Genomic DNA, 14,703 nt, shown 5'->3' with positions numbered 1-14,703 from the left:
CATCGGTGCAGACGGTCGCTCGGCTTGCTCGGTCGCGTGGCGTCCGGGCGGGCCGCTGTAGACTCGCTGGCGACTATCCCCGATCGAGGAGACCGAACGTGGCGGGTGACGTAGACATCTCGGGCTGATGCCCGCGGTGAAGGCCACTGGCCGGTGCGTGGAAGAGGCACCGCTGTCCGTGGCCTGGTTCTGTCTGCCCCTCGCCCGTTCTCCGCCGGGCCGCCCCAATGCGCCCGCGGCACACGCAAGGTCTTCGCGCATGTCCGATGCTTTCATCGTCTGCTCCAACCTGTCCTTCTCATGGCCGGACGACACTCCGGTCTTCACCGACCTGTCCTTCACCGTGGGGAGCGGCCGCACCGGCCTGGTCGCGCCGAACGGCTCCGGTAAGAGCACGCTGCTCAAACTGATCGCCGGGGTGTACCGGCCCACCGCGGGTTCCGTCTCGGTCGACGGCGTCCTCGGCCACCTCCCCCAGGATCTGCCCCTGGCCGGCGAACTGACCGTGGCCGAGGTGCTGGGCATCGCGCCCGTCATCCAGGCCATCGACGCCATCGAGTCCGGGGACGCCGACGAGGAGCACTTCACCACCATCGGCAACGACTGGGACATCGAGGAGCGCACCCGCGCCCAGCTGGACCGGCTCGGCCTCGGCGGCGTCTCCCTCACGCAGCGGCTGAGCACCCTCAGCGGCGGCCAGATCGTGTCCCTCGGCATCGCAGGGCAGCTCCTGAGACGCCCGGACGTTCTGCTGCTCGACGAGCCGACCAACAACCTCGACGTGGACGCGCGCCACCGGCTCTACGACGTCCTGGAGGAGTGGCGCGGCTGCCTGCTGCTCGTCAGCCACGACCGGGCGCTGCTCGATCGCATGGACCGCATCGCCGAACTCGACCGGGGGGAGATGCGCCTGTACGGCGGTGGCTTCACGGACTACGAGGAGGCCGTGCGGATCGTCCAGGAGGCCGCCGAGCGCAGCGTGCGGACCGCCGAGCAGGAGCTCAAGCGCGAGAAGCGGGAGATGCAACTCGCCCGGGAACGCGCCGAGCGCCGGGCCGGCAACGCCGCCCGCAACCTCAAGAACGCCGGCCTGCCGAAGATCGTCGCCGGCGGCCTGAAGCGCAGCGCCCAGGAGTCGGCGGGGCGGGCGGGCCGGACGCACGCCGCGCGGGTCGACGACGCCCGCGCCCGGCTGGACGAGGCGGGCCGGGCGCTGCGCGACGATCAGAAGATCACTCTGGAGCTGCCCGGCACTCGCGTCCCGGCCGGCCGTACCCTCTTCCTCGGCGAGGGGCTCCGCGTGCGCTTCGGCGACCGGGAGCTGTTCGCCGGGAACGGCGCCGACCTGGCGGTCCGGGGCCCCGAACGGATCGCGCTGACCGGCCCGAACGGCGTCGGCAAGTCCACCCTCCTCCGTCTGATCACCGGCGACCTGGCCCCGGAGGGCGGTACGGTCCAGCGGGCCGACGGCCGGATCGCCCACCTCGCGCAGCGGCTCGACCTGCTCGACCTCGACCGTACGGTCGCGGAGAACCTGGCCGCGTTCGCGCCCGGCATGGCGGAGGCGGACCGGATGAACCTGCTGGCGCGCTTCCTGTTCCGCGGGGACCGTGCGCATCTGCCGGCGACGGTGCTGTCGGGCGGCGAGCGGCTGCGCGCGACGCTGGCCTGCGTCCTGTGCGCCGAACCGGCGCCCCAGCTGCTGTTGCTCGACGAGCCCACCAACAACCTGGACCTGGTGAGCGTCGGGCAGCTGGTGGGCGCGCTGGGCTCGTACGAGGGCGCGTTCCTCGTGGTCAGCCACGACGGGCGTTTCCTGGACGAGATCGGGATCGACCGCCGCCTGGAGCTCCGCGACGGCCGACTGCTGGAGACGTGACGACGAGACGCGTCACGGGGCCACGTACGTCTCGGCGTAGGTGTCGAGGACGGGGAGGACCTCCTCACGAGGGCCTGAAGGGATGCGGAGGACGACCTCCTCGATGCCCACGGAGGCGTAGTAGTCGAGTTTGCCGGGGCTGGGCTCGGTGCCGAAGGGGATCACCGGCACCGGGTCCCGGCCGGCGCGGGTGCAGGCCTCGCGCAGGGCGGGCAGCGCCTCGCGGATGCCCGCGCCGCCGATGGGCAGCCAGCCGTCGCCGTACTCCGCGATGTGCCGGAACAGTGTGGGGCCCGCCGCACCGCCGAGGAGGACCGGGATACGGCGCGCCGGTTTCGGCCACGCCCAGGAGGGGGCGAAGCGGACGTACTCCCCCTCGTACGACGCCTCCTCGCTCGTCCAGAGTTCGCGCATGGCGAGGACGTGCTCTCGTGCCCGGTCGCGGCGGCTCTTCCAGAGCACCCCGTGGTCGGCGGCCTCTTCCCGGTTCCAGCCGAAGCCGACGCCGAGGGCGGCCCGGCCGCCGCTGAGGAGGTCGAGGGTCGCCACGGCCTTGGCGGTGACGATCGGCTCCCGCTCGGCGATCAGGCAGACGCCGGTGCCGAGCACGATCCGCGACGTGACCGACGCGGCGGCGGCCAGGGCGATGAGCGGGTCGAGCGTGCGGGAGTACTCGTCGGGCAGGACCGGGTCGCCGGTCGGCGGCGGGGTCGCGCGGCTCACCGGGATGTGCGTGTGCTCGGGCACGTACAGGGAGGCGAATCCGCGCCGCTCGGCCTCCGCGGCGAGTTCCGGGACGGGCATCGCCCGGTCGGTCGCGAACATCGTGACACCCAGCCTCATCGACCCTCCGAAGGTTATTCGACCAAGCGATTGCTCGGTCATTCTAAGTTGTTGTAGCGTGCGCTTGTTCGGTTGGAACGGACGAGAGGGGCGCCATGCCGTTCGCGGACCTCGCGGACCCGGGCCGGCCGGGAGGCGACGTGCGGCTGTTCTACACCGACGACGGGACCGGCGACCTGCCGCTCCTTCTCGTGCACGGCTGGGGCTCGGACTCCCAGGAGTGGACCTGGCACCTGCCTGACCTGGCGACGAGGTACCGCGTGATCGCGGTGGACCTGCGCGGGCACGGGAACTCCTCCGTGCCGCCGAGCGGGTTCCACCCACGCGACATGGCCGGCGACCTGGTCCGGCTGCTGGACCATCTCGACATCCCGCAGGTCGTCGCGGTGGGGCACTCGATGGGCGGCCAGATCGTCAGCATCCTCGCCGTCGAGCACCCCGAGCGCGTACGGGCCCTCGTCTGCGTGGATCCGGGCTACGGCCACGAGCGGGACGTCGCGGAGTCCGCCCCCGCGCGCGTACGGGCGCTGAAGGCGGACGTCGGCGCCGCGCTGCGGATCGACAAGTGGTGCTACACGCCCGTCACTCCCCCCATGATCAAGGCCTGGCACTCCCGGCGGCTGCTCGCCATGCCGCCGCACGTGCTGGCCGAGGCGTTCGCCGGGCTCTTCCTCGGCGACGCCTCGATCGGCGTCCGGCCCGCGTCCGACGACTACCTCGCGCGCCGGGAGTGCCCGGTGCTGACGTTCCGGTTCGACCCCGCCCAGGCCGCCTGGGAGGAGTCGCTGTTCAAGCATCCCGACTCGACGGCCGTGACCTGGCCCGGCTCGGGCCACCGCCTCCACGAGGAACGCCCCAGGGAATTCCTGCTCGTCATGAACCGATGGATTAAAGGGGTAACGCAGTGAAGTTCGCCATCTTCCTCAACCCACAGATTCCAGGGTCGGGTTACAGCGCCGAGGAGAACGCCAAGGCGAAGCGGCCCATCGGGCGGGACACCGAGTCGTACCAGAAGCTGCTGCACGAGGTACGGGAGATCGCAGTCCACGCCGACCGGATCGGCTTCGACGCCCTGATGATGACCGAGCACCACTTCCACTCGGAGGGCATGGAGTTCTCGGTCAATCCGCTGATGTTCCTCACCGACCTGGCCGCCCGTACCGAGCGGATCCTGCTGGCGCCGCTCGGCCTCGTGCTGCCCGCCTGGGACCCGATCCGCGCCGCCGAGGACGTCGCGCTGCTCGACCAGTTCTCCAAGGGACGGCTACGGCTCGGCGTCGCGCGCGGCTACCAGAACCGCTGGATGAACGTCCTCGGCCAGCGCTGGCACGCCGCCGCCGCCCGGTCCGACGGATCGGCGTCCGACAACCGCAACTTCGACGTGTTCGGCGAGATCCTCAAGATCATGAAGATGGCGTGGACGCAGGACACGCTGAAGTACAAGAGCGACGTGCTCGACTATCAGGTGCCGTTCCCGCACGACGGCATCACGGGCTGGCCGGCCACGGAGTGGACGCGGACCTTCGGCGCGCCGGGCGAGATCGACGACGAGGACGTGATCCGCTCCGTCGCCGTGTGCCCGCGGCCGTACCAGAACCCCTACCCGGAGCTGTGGCAGCCGTTCACGATCAGCGACCGGTCCGTCATCCGGGCGGCCCAGGAGCACATCCTGCCGTGGCTGTTCACGCCGAACCCCGACGACCACGCCGCCAAGGCCCGCCTCTACCAGGAGGAGTCGGCCAAGTGCGGCCGGAACTACAAGCTCGGCGAGCACACCGGCATCCTCAAGATCGTCGGCATGGCGGACACCCGTGAGGACGCCATCGAGACGTACGGCCGGAACATGCCCAAGGACTTCGCCGCCTTCTTCGGGCCGTTCGGCTACCTGGAGGTCATGCGCAAGAAGGAGGACGACAAGCACGTCCCGATCAGCCCGGAGAAGGGCGATTTCAAGCGCATGAACGAGGTCGAGATGGCGCTGCTCGGCGGCCCGGACGACGTCAAGCGCGGCATCCAGCGGATGCTCGACCGGATGCCCGACCTCGAATGGTTCGGCCTGTACATGCAGGGACAGCAGGGCGTGCTGCCACTCGACACCGTCAAGCGGAACCTCGAGCTGTTCGCCACCAAGGTCATCCCCGAGTTCGCGGACTGACGCGGTGGAATTCTGGCTGGCCGGGTTCTGCGAGACCGGCGAGTACCTCGGGCTGGCGCAGGCGGCGGAGCGCCTGGGCTACGACACCCTGACCGTCTCCGACCACCTCTTCCACGCCGACTACGAGTCCCGGTACCCGTACTCCGAGACGGGCGACCCGCCGTACGACGCGAACACCCACTGGCCGGACGTGTGGGTGACGATCGGCGCGATGGCGGCGGTCACCGCACGGCTGAACTTCGCCACCAACGTGTACGTCGCCCCGGCCCGCGACCTGTTCACGGTCGCGAAGGCCGTCTCGACGGCGGCCGTGCTGTCGGGCGACCGCGTACGGTTCGGCGTCGGCGTGGGCTGGTGCGCGGACGAGTTCCGGCAGACCGGGCAGGACTTCCACACGCGCGGCCGGCGGCTCGACGAGATGCTGCCGGCGCTGCGGACGCTCTGGCGGGGCGGGCCGGTCGAGCACCACGGTCGGTGGTACGACTTCGGCCCGCTCAGCGTCTCCCCCGTCCCGTCCGTACCGGTCCCGGTGTACGTCGGCGGCGACAGCGACGCGGCGCTGCGCCGGACGGCGCGCTTCGCGGACGGCTGGATCGGCAACCGGATCTACTCCGAGGACCAGCTCTCCGAGCTCCTGGAACGCCTGTCCCGGCACCTCGCCGAGCACGGCCGCAAACTCGACGACCTGCGGGTGATCGCGCCGATCGGCGCCATGCCCAGCCCGTCGCTGTACCGCAAGTGGCAGGAGCGTGGCGTCGACGGCACCCTGGCGGCCCCCTGGTGGCTGGCCACGGCCGAGGAGAAGCAGCGCTGCTCCGGCCTGAGCCTCAAGATCGCCACCCTGGAGCGCTTCGCCGAGGAAGTGATCGCGAAGATGTGAGCGGTCAGCGCAGCCGAGAGATCAGCGCAGGCTCCATTGCTGGTTGGCCTGGCCGTTGCAGGTCCACAGGACGAGCTTCGTGCCGTTCGCGGTGCCCTGATTGTTCGCGTCCAGGCACAGGCCGGACTGGACGCCGGTGACGGTGCCGTTCGCGTTGACGTTCCACTGCTGGTTGGTTTGGCCGTTGCAGTCCCAGATGACGACCGTGGTGCCGTTCGCGGTGCCCTGGTTGTAGGCGTCCAGGCACTTGTTCCCGTACACCGTGAGCTGCTTGCCGGACGTGGCGGTCCAGGACTGGTTGGTCTGGCCGTTGCAGTCCCACAGCTGGACCTGGGTGCCGTTGGCGGTCGCGGAGTTCGGCACGTCCACGCAGCGGCCGGACTGGGTGCCGACGACCTGCTTGCCCTGCTGGCCTCCGCCGTCGGTGCCGGCGACGGTGAGCAGGACCGCCTGGCCGGCGGGGACGGTGGCGGTGTAGCCGGTGGCGAAGCCGCCCAGGTCGGTCGCCGCCCAGGGGTCGCGTACGGCGGCGGAGCCGGTCAGGCCGAGGTCCGACCAGCGGGCCGTGATGCTCGCCGCCGAGCCGGTGCGGTTGAGCAGCACGACGGCACGGCGACCGCTGCCGGACAGGACCTTGCTGTACACCTGCAGGCCGGTTTTGTCCTCGGCGACCTTGGCCCCTTGCCGGCTCAGCGGATCCTGGTCGACGGCGATCACTTCGCGGTTGGTGAGGATCGCCCGCGTGCTGCCGCTCATCTCGCTGAGCTTGTTGCCGGCGAGCAGCGGCGCGCCGGAGACGGCCCACAGGCTCACCTTTTTTAGTCACTCTTGGCAATCACATGGTATCATTCTGTCATCAGCACGCCCCGTGCCCAGGCGACGCGGGGCACCCTCCTCGGTCCGATAGCCGTGCACGCTGGACCGACAGCGTCCGGAGGGACGTGCCACGCGGCTCGGTGGCTCTGCCGCCGACACCAGGGCACGAAGACGATTGGCACATGCCCGACATCCAGCCGGGGCGATTCCTGAGAATTTCTCAGGATCACTAGTCAATCAGAGACGCTCAGGTGCGTGCGGTTCTGCGCGTCACTGGACCCGGACATGTCAACGATGAGCATGTCCGGGTCGTTGTTATGACCAGCGCTCTATGCTCCCGGATGCTGGGCGGCGTCGAAGTCGACCAGCACCCGACTCCTCAAGCGGGCCTCGCCCCAGTAGATGACGTCGTTGCTGGTGCGCCAGAGGTTGGCCGGACGTGGCCGGCACCCAGTCCGGGAGGTGGTCGTGTCGACCGTGATGTTGCCGGCGGAGTCGCGGGTGCCCTTCCACCAGCCTTCGTCGATGTTGACGTATTCGTATCCGGCGTCCTTCATGCCCGACGCGGCCAGCGCGTCGGTCTGCGACTTGATCACGTTGTAGTTGATCTGGGCGGCGAAGGAGTTCCACGATGCCCAGCCCATCGGGGGCTTGGTGATCGACGCGGCTCCCGACGCCGCCGACGCGGAAGGCGGCTCGCCGGCCATCAGACCGGCCGCCACGACGGTGACGACCAGCGCGCAGACCATCGCACGCAGCCGCGTACGGCCTTTCGCCAGGAAACAAGAGATCCCCACGTCCTCAGCCTCCAGTCCGCACCCCGATGATCGGCTCGTCCGCGTGGCGGCGGCAGGTGAACGGTAAGCAGGAGGTCACCTGACGTCCAGGTCCGCGGCGGAACGGCCGGCCGCCGCGATGAGGATTCCGCAGTTCATTCCGCAGACGTGACGCGCGGCGAACGCTCCTCCGGCGCGAAAGTTTCACGGCTCCACCCCGTCCGAGCCGATGACCCACAAGACCGGGCACGCTACTCTTCTCCTAAACAACTTAGGTGTTTCGGTGGAGGTGCGCGGTGGCGACGGCGAAGAAGGACGGGCGCGGCAAGGCGGCGGCGCGGCGGAGCGCACGGGAACGGCTGGCGGCCGAGCGGGCGGCCGCGGAGCGCAAGAGGAGACGCCGCCTGGCCTTGACCTGGACGGCGTCCGGAGTCGTCGCCGCCGCACTGGTCGCCGGAGGCGTATGGGCGGCGACGTCCGGTGGCGGGTCCGGCAAGGCGAAGACGACGGCGTCCGGCGCGACCGGGGCCCGCGATGCCGCAGCCGCCGCCACGGGGCTCCCGCCGTGGGCGCGCCCGGACGACACGGCCGACCGCGCCCGCAAGGAGGGGCTCGCCGTGGCCCCCATGGAGGGGACCGCACGGCACTTCCACACCCACCTGGACATCCTCGTCGACGGCAAGGCCGTGACCGTCCCGGCGAACCTGGGCATCGCCGCGACCGGCGACGCGATGTCCGAACTGCACACCCACGACACCACCGGGGTCCTGCACATCGAGGCGCCCACCACCGGCAAGCACTACACGCTCGGTCAGCTGTTCACCGAGTGGAACGTCCGGCTGAGCGCCACCGGGCTCGGCGGCCTCAACGCGGACGGCACCCGCACGCTGACGGCCTACGTCGACGGCAAGAAGCAGACCGGCGACCCGGCCACCGTCGAGCTGACGCCCCACCGGGAGATCGCGCTGGTGTACGGGTCGGCGAACGCCGGCGTCCAGGTGCCCTCCCGCTACGCCTTCCCGGACGGCGAGTAACCGCCACAGGTACTATCCGACTTAGGTGATCGGGCGAGGAGGGCGGATGCCGCGGTTCGGGGAGCTCGAGGCGTCGATCATGGAGGTGGTGTGGTCGGCGGACAAGGCCATCACGGTCCGGGACATCCGTGACCGCCTCGGCCGCGAGCCGGCGCCGGCCTACAACACCGTGCTCACCGTGACGGAGATCCTCTACCGCAAGGGCTGGCTGGCCAGGGAGAAGCACGGCCGGGCCTTCCGCTACTGGCCGGCGGGCAGCCAGGACGACTACACGGCGCAGCTGATGGCCGAGGCCCTCGACTCCACACAGGACCGGGCGGCCGCGCTCGTACGGTTCATGGAGCGGATGGAGCCGGGAGAGATGACCGAGATCCGCCGCGCGCTCGAGACGGCCAAGGACGCCGAGCGGCGGCCCCGGTGATCGTCACGCTGTTCCTCCTCGGACACGCCCTGCTGCTGGCGACCGCCGGGACGGCCGCGCTGCGGCGGGCCGGCTGGCCGTCGCGCGCACCCCGCCTGGCCATCGCCGCGTGGCTCGCCCTGTCCGCCTCGATCGTCGGCTCGGTGATCCTCGCCGGGCTGACGGCGACCACGGCGGCCACCCGGACCGGCTCCGTCTCGGGACGGTGCTACGGGCCGATGCGGTGGCCGTGCACCCCCGACACCTTCTCCGGCGCGGCGACCCTGGCCGCGACCGGCGCCGTCGCCGCACTCGCCGTGGCGGCGCGCGTCCTGTGGTGCCTGTGCGCCGCGTACCGCGCCACCGCCCGCGAACGACGTCTGCGCCTGGACGCACTGGCACTGGTCGGCCGGACCGACACCCGACTGGGCGTGACCGTCGTCGACCACGCCGCACCGGCCGCCTACTGCGTGCCCGGCCGCCACGGCCGGATCGTCGTGACCAGCGGAGCACTCGCGGCCCTCGACGACGCACGGCTGGCGGCGGTGCTCGCCCACGAGCGCGCCCACATGCGCCAACTGCATCACCTCCCCCTGACCGCCGCCCAGGGCCTCGCCCGTGCGTTCGGCCCCCTGCCCGCCTTCACCACCGCCCGGGACCAGATCGCCTTCCTGGCCGAGCTGGCCGCCGACGACGCGGCGGCGAAGCGGTCGGGCCGGCTCACCGTCGCCGAGGCCCTGCTCGCCCTGGCCGAGGTCGTCCCGGCCGAGCCCATGGCCCCTGCGCTGGCCGCCGGCGGGACGGCGACGGGCGCCCGCGCGCGCCGTCTCATCACCGGCAGCCGGCCGCTCGGTCACACCCGGATCCTGCTGGGGCTCACCGCTGCGGTCGCCGTCCTCACCGCGCCACCGGCGGCCGCCGCACCGGCGCTGTCGGCCGCCGTCGCGGCATGTTGCGGCTCATCTCCTACCACCGCGACGCAGCCCGGCCACGTCCTCTGCCGACCGGGATGCGCACACCCGGCGGCCTGAGCCGAGACGAGCCTGCGCTGTAGCAGTCAGGCGGACGCCGAGATGCGGATCACCTCTACCTGGCCGTCCAGAAGGACCGGACCGGCGGCGTACGGAACCAGCAGCGTGTCTCCCCGCCGGAGCGACAGGTCGTCCTTCTCGCCGATCAGCCTGCCCTCTCCGGCTACCACGACCAGCACGCTGAAGCCACGTTCCGGACGGTCGCCGCCGTACAGGCGGCGGACGGTGAAGAACTCGTCCGCGGCCTTGGGCAGCAGTCGCGCCGGAGTGCCGCGGAGTTCGTCGAGGCGCGATGGCGTCCAGGCGCCTCGGTCGACGCACTGCAGGGCCAGGTCGTAGCCGAGGCCCAGGTGGCCGTCGGCGAGGCCGAAGCCTTCGTACTCCAGCATCACGGAGAAGTCGGTCGGCTCCTGGACCTCGACCAGCAGGATGCCCTCGCCGATCGCGTGCGGCAGGCCCGCCGGGCAGAGGATCGCGTCGCCGGCCGCGACCGGGATCTTGTTGGTGGCGGCGAGCATCTCCTCGTTCTTCTGCCCGTCCACCCAGCCGGCCAGTTCAGCGGCCTCCACGTCACGGGCGAAGCCAAGGTGAACGTACGCGCCGGGCCGCGCGGAGACGATCACCCATGCCTCGGTCTTCCCGTATGGCGAGGCGAGGTGCGCGGTGGCGAAGCGGCGGTCCGGGTGCACGTGCAACGGCAGCCGCTGACCGGCGTCGAGCAGCTTCACCAGCACGCCGGTGTCGGCGCGCTCCGGGCCGAGCCACCAGCGCGGGTCCGCGGCGATCGCCTCGGCCAGCATGCGGCCGTCGGCCAGGGTGGACAGCCCGGACGGGGCGAGCCCGAACCGGCTGGTCACCGAGCCCACCCAGTCCTCGGGACGGTCGGGCAGCGCCGGTACGTTGCGGAACTCGGCGATCCGGCCGACGCCGCGATAGAACGTCTCGGGCTGGTTGGCGGGCAGTACCTCGACGGTCATCGGTGTCCCTTCAGAGCCAGCTCGGTGAGGAAGCCGCCGACGAACGTGTCGCCGAGCCCGACGGTGGTGGGGTTCTGGACGTCGAGCTCGAAGCCGGGGACACATTCGACGGTCTCGCCCATGCGCGAGCGCAGCGCCGCCGCGAAGGCGACGGACTCGGGCCGCCTCGGCAGCCGGCGCAGGCGCTCGACGTCCTCGTCGGTGAAGTCGTCGCCGTGGCAGTAGCGGGTGGCGGCCATGACGGTGCCGGTGTCGAGGGCGTCGGCGTGAACGCCTGCGCCGAGCGCCACGGCCCAGTACTTCGTGTGCAACACCAGCGTCGGCACCGGGATGAGCACGTGCACCGCCGTGAGCGCCTCCGCGACATCCTCGGCCGAGAGCAGGTCGACCGGGTGCCCGAGGTGCGACTGCAACTCGTCCTCGTTCAGCCCGTACACGCTGATCTCGTCGAGCAGCGCATCCCGGACCCGGCGGCTGAAGGCGGGCTCGTGGTACGCCGCGTCCTCGAAGTAGGTCACCGCCCCGTCCGGCAGCTGCCGCATGTGCGCTTTCAGGGAGGCGAGCCGCTCGTCGAGCTCCGCCTCGTCGCGCATGGCGTTGAATCCGGAGATCAGGAAGACGTCCGCCTTGCCCAGCCGGTCGCCGAGATCGTCGCTGAGCAGCATGGCGCCGTTCGCCGGGTCGTTGACGTAGATCAGGCGGTTCGGGAACGGCGCGATCATGTCGATGTCGCTCGCCCGGACCCGCAGGCCCTTGTCGTACTGAACGATCAGGTGTGGATTGAAGGTGTCCCCCACACCGCTGTTGATGTACTCGCCGTCCGTCGGCAGCAGCCGGCGGAAGGTGTCGTTGACGCTGACCAGGTGCAGCGTCGACGGCACGCCGAGCCGGCTCATCAGGATCCCGGCCCGCACCGAGGTGCCGCCCAGGGTCTCCCGATGCGGGAACCGGCTCGCGAAGGTCGACAGCGCCGGGGCGGAAGCGACGAAGTGCTCGCCGCCTGCGCCCCTGGCCACGTACCCGAGGATCGACACCACGAGGTCCCGCTCACTGGTCACGGCAGCCGGCGACGTCAGTTCCTCGGCGACGATGCCGTACTCGGCGACAAGCTCTTCCAGGACGCCGGCGGTCGGCTTCAACTCGTAGTCGACGCAACCGCCGAGGCCCAGGACTACACGGGACGCGTCGGCCATGTCAGTAGAGCGAACCCTTGCCGGCGGCGCCGAACAGCTCGATCTTCTGGGCGGCGACCAGCTTCATGGCCTCGATGCAGGCGGGCTGGATGGCGTTCGGCTCGCGCGTCTTCGGGTCGTTGCCCAGCACCTCGCGCATCTTGTTGTGGTAGGCGACCTTGATGTCGGTGGAGATGTTGATCTTGTTGATACCGATCCGCGCGGCCTCGCGGATCTCGTCGTCCGGGTTGCCGGAGCCGCCGTGCAGCACCAGGGGGATCGACACCCGGCTCTTGATCTCCTTGAGCAGGTCGAGCTTCAGCTCCGGCTTGAGGTGGGCCGGGTAGAGGCCGTGGAACGTGCCAATCGCCACGGCGAGGCTGTCCACGCCGGTCTGCTCGACGAACGTGACCGCGTCGTCGGGGTCGGTGTAGATGATCTCGGCGGCACCCGCCTCGGCGTAGCTGTCGTTTCCGCCGATCGTGCCGAGCTCGCCCTCCACCGACACGCCGAGAACGTGCGCGGAATCGGTGACCTTCTTGGTGATCGCGATGTTCTCCTCGAACGGCTTCAGCGAGCCGTCGATCATCACGGAGGTGAAGCCGAACTGGATCGCCTGCAGGATCTGCTCGTAGGTGGCGCCGTGGTCCCAGTGGATCGCGATCGGGACGCTCGAGTTGTGCGACCGCTCGATCATGCCGGTGATCATCTCGCGGCCGATGTGCCGGACCTCATCCGGGTGGATCCCGATGATCAGGGGGGCGTTCGTCTCCTCGCTGATCTCCACGATTCCCTTGAACATCGCCCAGTCGCTGATGTTGAAGGCGGGCACGGCGAAGCTGTGCTCGTTGGCGACGTCCAGGATCGCCTTGCCGGTCGACAGCATTTCTGTGTTTCTCCTTTGTATTGCTGGGTGTGTCAGGCCTTGACGGCGCCGGCGGTGAGCCCGCCGATGAAACGTCGCTGGAACAGGAGGAAGAGGACGAGGACCGGAATGGACCCGAGGATGCTCATCGCCATCATCTGGTTCCACTCGTACGAGTGCTGGCCCATGAGCAGCTGGATACCGATCGGCACGGTGCGCATGTCGTCGGTACGGGTCAGCGTGAGCGCGAACAGGTACTCGTTCCACGAGATCATGAACGTGTAGATCCCGACCGCGATCAGACCGGGCACCGAGATCGGCACCAGGATCCGCCACAGCGCGGTCCAGCTGGTGCCGCCGTCGACCTTGACGGACTCGTCCAGCTCACGTGGCAGCGTGTTCAGGTACGCGGTGACCATGATGATCGCGTACGGGAGGGTGAACACCATGTGCGTGAGGATCAGGCCGGGATAGGTGTTGTAGAGGCCGAGCCCGACGACGAGCCCGAAGTACGGAATGACGAGCGTGATCGGCGGTACGGCCTGGATGCTGACGATCACGGCGTTGATGGTCTTCTGGAACGGGAACGTGAACCGGCTGAACGCGAACCCGGCCAGGACGGCCACCAACAGCGTCAGGATGGTCACCGCGAAGGCGACGATGTAGCTATTGAGGAAGAACCGCAGCTGCGCGCCGTTGCCCAGGATCTCCCGGTAGGCGTCGAACGAGAAGCTCTTGGTGATGAGCTTCGGCGGGTTCTGGAAGACGTCTCCGTTGCCCTTGAACGAGGTGGACAGCATCCACAGGACCGGCAGGCCGGCGAACAGCCCGCCGATGACGAGCCCGGTGATGACGCCGGCCTTGGCAAGGTTGCGACGGGTCTTGATGGCGATGGCCATGTGTCTCACCGCTCCCTTTGCTGGCGCACGTAGAAGAAGGCCAGGACCATCGTCAGCAGCAGCACGATCACGGCGGCAGCGGACGCGGTCGCGAACTCGTACTCGCTGAAGGCCTGCTTGTAGGTGTAGGTGCTGAGCATCTCGGTGGCGTGCAGCGGCCCGCCGCCGGTCGTCATCCAGATCAGTGCGAACTGCTGGGACGTCCAGATCAGGTCGAGCACCGCCATGCTGACGATCACCGGCCGCAGCTGGGGCAGCGTCACGTGCAGGAACCGCTGGAACCAGTTCGCCCCGTCCACGGCGGCCGCTTCGTACAGGTCTTTGGGGATACTCTGCAGCCCGGCGAGCAGGCTGATCATGAAGAACGGGTAGCCGGACCAGATGTTGACGAACGTGACCGCCCAGAGCGCCTTGCCCGGGTCACCGAGCCAGTTCACGCTCTCCTGAATGAGACCCAGCGTGCGCAGCACGTAGTTGACCACGCCGGACGGGTCGAGCAGCAGCCGCCAGATGACGGCGATCACCGCGATCGTGAACAGCCAGGGCAGGATGTAGACGATCCGGAAGATGGCCTTGGTGACCCCGCTCAGCAACTGGGTGTTGAGCATCATCGCGAAGGCCAGGCCGAGGACCAGGTGGGCCACGGTGCTGACCGAGATGAAGACGGCGGTGTTCTTCAGCGCGGCCAGGAAGTCCGGGTCGGTGAGCACCTTGGTGTAGTTGGCGAACCCGACGAACACCGGGTTCTCCTGGACGATCACGTTGTCCCGGAACGAGTAGCTGATCACCATGACGATGGGGACCACCATCAGGACCACGATCAAAAGCACCGTGGGGGACAGATAGCCGTACGGGATCAGACGCTGGGCCACAGTGGAGCGGGGCCGGCCGGGTGCGACCTGCTCCTCGGTGGGCGCCGTTTTCGGCGCCGTCATGGATGTCATCGCTCTCTCCTTGATCGGGCGCCGCGCCGGCG

15 protein-coding genes are annotated in these 14,703 nt (G+C 69.8%); 7 read left to right on the top strand and 8 right to left on the bottom strand.

Features of this window, described 5'->3' with window-relative positions; all coding sequences use genetic code 11:
* The first annotated feature begins 259 nt into the window (after positions 1–259).
* Positions 260–1,879 carry an ABC-F family ATP-binding cassette domain-containing protein gene (locus tag ACQP2O_RS12655; protein WP_433183258.1) on the top strand — a complete coding sequence of 540 codons (1,620 nt, stop codon included), beginning with the start codon at positions 260–262 and terminating at the stop codon, positions 1,877–1,879.
* A 12-nt stretch (positions 1,880–1,891) separates the two neighbouring features.
* Here the strand turns inward: ACQP2O_RS12655 and ACQP2O_RS12650 are convergent, their stop codons facing one another.
* On the bottom strand, positions 1,892–2,722 hold the full coding sequence (locus tag ACQP2O_RS12650) for an LLM class F420-dependent oxidoreductase (protein ID WP_433183255.1): 831 nt from the start codon (positions 2,720–2,722) through the stop codon (positions 1,892–1,894).
* A 95-nt stretch (positions 2,723–2,817) separates the two neighbouring features.
* Between ACQP2O_RS12650 and ACQP2O_RS12645 the strand changes: the two genes are divergently transcribed.
* Genes ACQP2O_RS12645 through ACQP2O_RS12635 form a run of 3 tightly spaced genes read left to right on the top strand, consistent with a single transcriptional unit; the run spans position 2,818 to position 5,757 of the window.
* Entirely contained in the window at positions 2,818–3,630 is an 813-nt protein-coding gene (locus ACQP2O_RS12645; protein WP_433183252.1) for an alpha/beta fold hydrolase, read from the top strand.
* Entirely contained in the window at positions 3,627–4,877 is a 1,251-nt protein-coding gene (locus ACQP2O_RS12640; RefSeq protein ID WP_360896146.1) for an LLM class flavin-dependent oxidoreductase, read from the top strand. Before ACQP2O_RS12645 ends, ACQP2O_RS12640 begins: the two co-directional genes overlap by 4 nt.
* A gap of 4 nt (positions 4,878–4,881) precedes the next feature.
* Entirely contained in the window at positions 4,882–5,757 is an 876-nt protein-coding gene (locus ACQP2O_RS12635) for a TIGR03619 family F420-dependent LLM class oxidoreductase (protein WP_433183248.1), read from the top strand.
* A gap of 21 nt (positions 5,758–5,778) precedes the next feature.
* On the opposite strand, the gene ACQP2O_RS12630 is transcribed toward ACQP2O_RS12635, so the two are convergent.
* Positions 5,779–6,570 carry a ricin-type beta-trefoil lectin domain protein gene (locus ACQP2O_RS12630; protein WP_433183245.1) on the bottom strand — a complete coding sequence of 264 codons (792 nt, stop codon included), beginning with the start codon at positions 6,568–6,570 and terminating at the stop codon, positions 5,779–5,781.
* Between the two features lie 332 nt (positions 6,571–6,902).
* On the bottom strand, positions 6,903–7,370 hold the full coding sequence (locus ACQP2O_RS12625) for a hypothetical protein (RefSeq protein ID WP_433183242.1): 468 nt from the start codon (positions 7,368–7,370) through the stop codon (positions 6,903–6,905).
* A 275-nt stretch (positions 7,371–7,645) separates the two neighbouring features.
* On the opposite strand from ACQP2O_RS12625, the gene ACQP2O_RS12620 reads away from it, so the two are divergent.
* From ACQP2O_RS12620 to ACQP2O_RS12610, 3 genes are read left to right on the top strand one after another with little or no spacing between them, the layout of a single operon-like run.
* Positions 7,646–8,383 carry a hypothetical protein gene (locus tag ACQP2O_RS12620; RefSeq protein WP_433183239.1) on the top strand — a complete coding sequence of 246 codons (738 nt, stop codon included), beginning with the start codon at positions 7,646–7,648 and terminating at the stop codon, positions 8,381–8,383.
* A 46-nt stretch (positions 8,384–8,429) separates the two neighbouring features.
* Positions 8,430–8,804, top strand: coding sequence for a BlaI/MecI/CopY family transcriptional regulator (locus ACQP2O_RS12615; protein ID WP_433183236.1), 375 nt, complete (start codon positions 8,430–8,432; stop codon positions 8,802–8,804).
* On the top strand, positions 8,801–9,814 hold the full coding sequence (locus ACQP2O_RS12610; protein WP_433183233.1) for a M56 family metallopeptidase: 1,014 nt from the start codon (positions 8,801–8,803) through the stop codon (positions 9,812–9,814). The genes ACQP2O_RS12615 and ACQP2O_RS12610 overlap by 4 nt, the downstream gene beginning before the upstream one ends.
* Before the next feature lie 26 nt (positions 9,815–9,840).
* Here the strand turns inward: ACQP2O_RS12610 and ACQP2O_RS12605 are convergent, their stop codons facing one another.
* The 5 genes from ACQP2O_RS12605 to ACQP2O_RS12585 are packed head-to-tail and all read right to left on the bottom strand — an operon-like array spanning position 9,841 to position 14,671.
* Positions 9,841–10,791, bottom strand: coding sequence for a class I mannose-6-phosphate isomerase (locus ACQP2O_RS12605; RefSeq protein ID WP_433183231.1), 951 nt, complete (start codon positions 10,789–10,791; stop codon positions 9,841–9,843).
* Positions 10,788–11,984 (bottom strand): ADP-dependent glucokinase/phosphofructokinase, encoded by a 1,197-nt coding sequence (locus ACQP2O_RS12600; RefSeq protein ID WP_433183228.1) that lies wholly within the window; start codon positions 11,982–11,984, stop codon positions 10,788–10,790. Before ACQP2O_RS12600 ends, ACQP2O_RS12605 begins: the two co-directional genes overlap by 4 nt.
* A gap of 1 nt (position 11,985) precedes the next feature.
* Entirely contained in the window at positions 11,986–12,849 is an 864-nt protein-coding gene (locus ACQP2O_RS12595) for a ketose-bisphosphate aldolase (protein ID WP_433183225.1), read from the bottom strand.
* A 32-nt stretch (positions 12,850–12,881) separates the two neighbouring features.
* Positions 12,882–13,727 carry a carbohydrate ABC transporter permease gene (locus tag ACQP2O_RS12590; RefSeq protein WP_433183222.1) on the bottom strand — a complete coding sequence of 282 codons (846 nt, stop codon included), beginning with the start codon at positions 13,725–13,727 and terminating at the stop codon, positions 12,882–12,884.
* 5 nt (positions 13,728–13,732) lie between these two features.
* Positions 13,733–14,671, bottom strand: coding sequence for a carbohydrate ABC transporter permease (locus ACQP2O_RS12585; protein WP_433183219.1), 939 nt, complete (start codon positions 14,669–14,671; stop codon positions 13,733–13,735).
* Positions 14,672–14,703 lie beyond the last annotated feature (32 nt).

The sequence above is a fragment of the Actinoallomurus sp. CA-150999 genome (genome assembly GCF_050942425.1).
Taxonomy (GTDB): domain Bacteria; phylum Actinomycetota; class Actinomycetes; order Streptosporangiales; family Streptosporangiaceae; genus Actinoallomurus.
Note: the sequence above shows the minus strand (reverse complement) of the source record. Positions and strands in the feature narration are given on the sequence as shown.